The 4,832-nt window shown below is 52.7% G+C and carries 3 protein-coding genes and 1 pseudogene; 3 read left to right on the forward strand and 1 reads right to left on the reverse strand.

Annotated features, from left to right (window positions below):
- Positions 1–14: 14 nt before the first annotated feature.
- Positions 15–1,207: pseudogene (locus tag L8V22_RS11420) on the reverse strand (IS1249 family transposase).
- An 883-nt stretch (positions 1,208–2,090) separates the two neighbouring features.
- On the opposite strand from L8V22_RS11420, the gene L8V22_RS11425 reads away from it, so the two are divergent.
- The 3 genes from L8V22_RS11425 (at position 2,091) to L8V22_RS11435 (ending at position 4,703) form a co-directional block, all read left to right on the forward strand.
- On the forward strand, positions 2,091–2,921 hold the full coding sequence (locus tag L8V22_RS11425) for a GDSL-type esterase/lipase family protein (RefSeq protein WP_238802248.1): 831 nt from the start codon (positions 2,091–2,093) through the stop codon (positions 2,919–2,921).
- A gap of 29 nt (positions 2,922–2,950) precedes the next feature.
- The gene (locus L8V22_RS11430) at positions 2,951–3,769 is read left to right on the forward strand and encodes a GDSL-type esterase/lipase family protein (RefSeq protein ID WP_238802249.1); all 819 of its coding nucleotides are present in this window, start codon (positions 2,951–2,953) and stop codon (positions 3,767–3,769) included.
- 67 nt (positions 3,770–3,836) lie between these two features.
- Positions 3,837–4,703: an SGNH/GDSL hydrolase family protein gene (locus tag L8V22_RS11435; RefSeq protein ID WP_238802250.1), complete on the forward strand. Its 867-nt coding sequence runs from the start codon at positions 3,837–3,839 to the stop codon at positions 4,701–4,703.
- The last annotated feature ends 129 nt before the right edge of the window (positions 4,704–4,832 follow it).

Raw genomic sequence — 4,832 nt, forward strand, 5'->3', positions numbered from 1 at the left:
CGTCGGGCGCATTTTTATTTGAGGGGTCCTTTCCTGATTCCGATGGAGTGGTTGTATTCGGTTGGGATAGCGTTGTCATAGAAGGCTGGTCGACCTGTTTCCTGGTCGGCTTTGTTGTGGTCTTCTTCGGCAAGATTGTTGACTTTGGCGAGTTGGTCTTGCCCGAAATTGCACTGCCTGGCGATTCCGAGAGGATCGTCAGGCAGCTGCGTTTTGGAGTGGAGGTACCACTCGAGCATTGTGCGTTGGCGCTCTCCTGTCCTGCCGCGGTGAGCGTCGGCGATGCGTTTGAGTTGCGCGTTGACTCCGCCCTCCAGACTGTTGGTAGTTGCGACCCACCGGTCTGGTTCGAGCGCGTGCGGTGTTGGCTGCAGGTAGGTAAACAACCAACCTTTCCGCGAGAGGTGCAACAGCGAGTTGTACGCCTTGCGTACCCGCAGGTGGGTCCATTCCCACCGGTGGTTGAGGGTTCTGCGTTCCTTCGGCACCGGTGTTTTCTCGTTGAGGAAACTGGCATAGACGACCCCGAAATCGTGCAGGTTCAGCGTCCATTCGCGGGCCTGTTCCACGGTGGTGATCCGCGTCAACTTCAACGTGAGCGCGTGAATGGCTTGGCCTGAACTGGTGCGTGGTTTAGAGGTGGTGTAGCGGCGGATAACGCGCTGGGTATGGACGACCACACAGCGCTGGATCTGTGCATTGGGCCAGCACGCTTTGATAGCGGTGTAGGCGCCTTGCCCGCAGTCAAGGACAACGCATAAAGGTTCTGCGATCTAGTTTAAAAGCTGCGTGTAGGCGTGGTCGGTTTCGCTTTTCGCCCAATGCCAGGCGATGACATGGTCATAGCTAGCGGCGACGAGCAAGCACCCGGCAGCGGTATATGTGCCGTCGATGAAGATCTGATCGTAGACGCGGTGAGGCTCACCGGGGTTGGGTACCTCTATGAGCCAAAACGGTATAAACCGGCGATCAAGCGTCCACCTGCTTACACCTTGCTGGCGGGCTACTTCAGCCAGTGTTGCGGTGCACGTGATGTAGGAGTGGAAGGCTTTGAAATCGCGGGTGTGGCTCAAATCGGTGCGGGTGCGTGTCGTTGAGTTGCCGCAGTTGGGGCTTTTGCACCGCCATCGTGTCGCTCCTTTGGATGTGGTGCCGTTTTCTTCATTTGCCCAGCACATTCGGGGCATCGTGGTCGGTTTCGTCTCACCCGGAAAGCACACCAACTGCCGGGTACCACATGCAGGTGCCATTCCGGTGGATTGACGAAGAAACAGGTCTATATACGGCTGAGGTCCTTATATAGACCCGATTCAACTACCCTGAACAGCGGAAACGCTGAAACTCAGACACACTTTTTGCTACTGACGCCTCAAAATTCAGCTAGTTCCAGTACTGAAAGAAAAGATATTTACTTCGTTGACATGCCACCGATTGGGCGACTTTGCTAGTCCGTAGGCTCCTTCAAGCTTTACGGAAACAAAGCAATCAGATAAAACAGCGTAGCCGCAGAAGATTGGTCGACTTGAACCAGTTTTCTTTTTCAAAATTCTACTGCTTGTCAAGCTATATCTAGCTATATCGAGCCGTTAGACAATTCCGTTTGCGAGTGGGAGAGCCATTCGAGCAATCTTCTCTGGTGTTCTCCTCCCCTGCGCTCGACGTTTGAGCTGCGCTCTTACCCCTCCCCTAAACTGCTGTTCGTCGCCGTAGGGTTTACGTTTCGGACAGCGATTGCAAGTCCGCAGAAAACCTTTTCTTCTTTGTGTACTGGAGCGATGTTTCATAGGCTTCGCAGACCACAGCTGCACCTATTCCCACTGCTATTTAAGTGCACATCGATATATCAGCTCGCATATACGCGGTGCTACTTCAGAACACTCGGACCAGAAAACTCGCACATGTCACAAAAGGACAAACGGTACTCTCACAGACTTGCGAGTGAAAGGTTCTAAAATCCCACGCCTCCCAATTTTCACCCCCATAACAGGAATTACCACTCTTAAGAATTGGAATTTCTCTATATAGACACTATCTTAATCAAGGTGATGGACTGAGATCACATACCTCTATTGTTTCCACCCCCTAGGACTATGAAAAATCTAAAAATCAAGATCACGGCCAGCCTCCTCGCCCTGACCGCAAGCTTTTCCCTTGCCCAAACTGCCAACGCGAGCCAAGGCCAAGAAATGGTCACCTTCGGCGATTCCTTTACCGCCAACGGCGGAGCACCTGGCAAACGCTCTTCTGCAAGTCCCTTCAAGCCCTTCATCCCAATCCACCCCTGCTTTAATGACAAAAGGAATTGGGCACACCAAACCGCCGGTAACTTCCGCTACTCTCTCGCAGATTACTCCTGTAACGGAACCAGCTACCAGATCGACGCCTACGTAAATGACGCTATCCGTACCGGCAATATCGGACCCAACACCAAAGAGGTCGTATTCATGTACGGAGGCCTTCAGCCAGACACCCATATAGATTCCTTAGCCAACGCCACCCTCCCAAACATTCCAAAGGCATCCAACTATCGAGGATTGCTCAGATTTGACTTCGACAAAATCCGCCGAGTTGCCCCCAAAGCTCGGATCACTATGGTCAACTACCTGCCTATGACTGTAAATGACACGCTGTGCGCATTTAACGATGGCACCAGGGTTGTCCCTATTTCTTTCCCAGGCGCCACTACTGCGGAAGCCGAATTCAATCGTGAAATCGGGCGCGCAGCGCAAGCGCTCGGAGCCAACTTCATCAACCTCTATGACCAAGCCAAGACCCACGACACTTGCCAACCTGATCCCGCTCAGCGTTGGACTGTAGCGATGAAGACCCGAACGGCACCTTCCGTCATGCCCATGCACCCAACAGATGTCGGACACGACGGAATGGCCGGAATCATCACCAGAGAACTTCAAAGGCACTAACCAGAAGAAATCCCAGAAAGAGCCTAAGAATGCGACTCCACACAAAAATCGTTGCAACTACCGTCACGGCCGCAGCTCTCATGGCAGGAAATGTCACTGCAACAGCCGCAATACCAGGCAACACTGTCCTCACTGGAGACAGCGTAGTAGCAAACCCAACACTCCCCGATTTCTTGCAAAATAAGGCCAAAGCCAAGGCAAATACCGGTGTAGGCTGCGTCACCGACGGCTCCATCGCCGATGAAATCGCCAACGCTTCTGGGGGTACCCACGTCGATCAGTACCAATGCGCAGGCGCTTCCTTCGCAACTGGCGGTATACACATTGAAGATGCGCTTCGGACTGCGGCACATCGCGGCGATCTTAACCCACAGACCAAAAACGTGGTGATTGTCGCAGGCGCCAACGATACATACCCATACGGGGCTGATGTTGCTGCTTCGGATCACGCGATCCGAGCCGGTCTGCGTAACGCCATTAACGTAGCCCATCACCATGCTCCAAAAGCTAAAGTCATTGTTGTCGGTTACCCGCATGTATCTTTCAATAGCGTGTACTGCTACAATAGTGGACTGGGGTCATCAAACCCCTTTCCCGTCCCCGCTGTGAGCATCGAACAAACCGAGCAGCGCCTGCAAAAGACACTTAGGGAAGTCGCGCAGCAAAACAATGCCACTTTCCTCGATGCCTGGCCGATGTCTTTAGGACACGAAGCCTGTTCTCCAGACCGATGGTGGGTAAACCTTGTCGATATTATGCCGCCCGCTCCTGGCAATCTCCCTCTGCACCTTAATGCCAACGGCACTCACGCTTACGGCCAACTAATCGGCCACAATATTGTTCACTAGCCCCCCACACTTCAGATTCCCGTGTAGCACAACATACACACGGGAATTTTTATCTGAATTGAAAGATATGAAATTTCTTAGACTCTCAACTGCACTCCTCACCGCCGCTTTGACAAGTGGATTGCTAGCACCTTCCGCGCAGGCGCTTGAGCCGGGGAGCAAGTATGTAGCTCTCGGAGACTCCTACGCCTCCACGGGAACAATTACAAGACCCGTCCCCGGCAGCACTCTAGGCTGCGTTAAAGATCAAGACAACTATCCGCACGAACTCGCCAAGCTTCTTGATCTCAAGCTCGACGACGCATCTTGCGCATGGGCATTCACCTACCAATACGACAATCCTCAACACCACGCACTCCCGCAAACCGCCCCAACGCCACAGAAGCAACACCTCACACCTGACACGGGGCTCGTTACTATCAGCTTCGGAGGAAATGATGCAGGACTAGCTCCGCTATTTGCGGCTTGCGCACCACACATTCAAATCCCACGACTACCCGACTGTGCTGCCGCCAAGCCTATTACCGATGCAAGCATTCATAACTCCGACATTGCCGGTCGAAACCTAAAGCAACGCCTCATCGACATAGCAAACGACGTCAAGAGGCGCGCACCTCGCGCCCAGATAATTTTTACCGGTTACTTCACAGCAGTCACACCACAGGACCATTGCCCCGAAAGTGGCTACCTCTCTTTAAATGACCGCAAGTACATCAATGACTTTCTTACCGACGTCAACAAGACCATCGAACAAGCAGCGCAAACGACACGTACAACCTACGTCGCTCCTCCTAACGATCCAAAAGGCTGGTGCGAACCTCCCCAACAACGAAACTCCAATTTCTATGGACTACCTGAAGGCAACCTTATCGCCCACCCCACAGCACGAGGTCAATTGCACATGGCACAAGAAATCGCACGACACATTCGCTAATTTTAAAGCATTTCGCTCAGAATGTTCCCGGGTGCGTCCTTTAGCGTAGTGTAGCTGTAGCCTGCGGTAAATTTCGTGCCGGTACATAATGAGGCGCCCATCACGGATTACTTTTCGAAGATAAGTAAA

The sequence above is a fragment of the Corynebacterium yonathiae genome (assembly GCF_027570195.1).
Taxonomy (GTDB): Bacteria; Actinomycetota; Actinomycetes; order Mycobacteriales; family Mycobacteriaceae; genus Corynebacterium; species Corynebacterium yonathiae.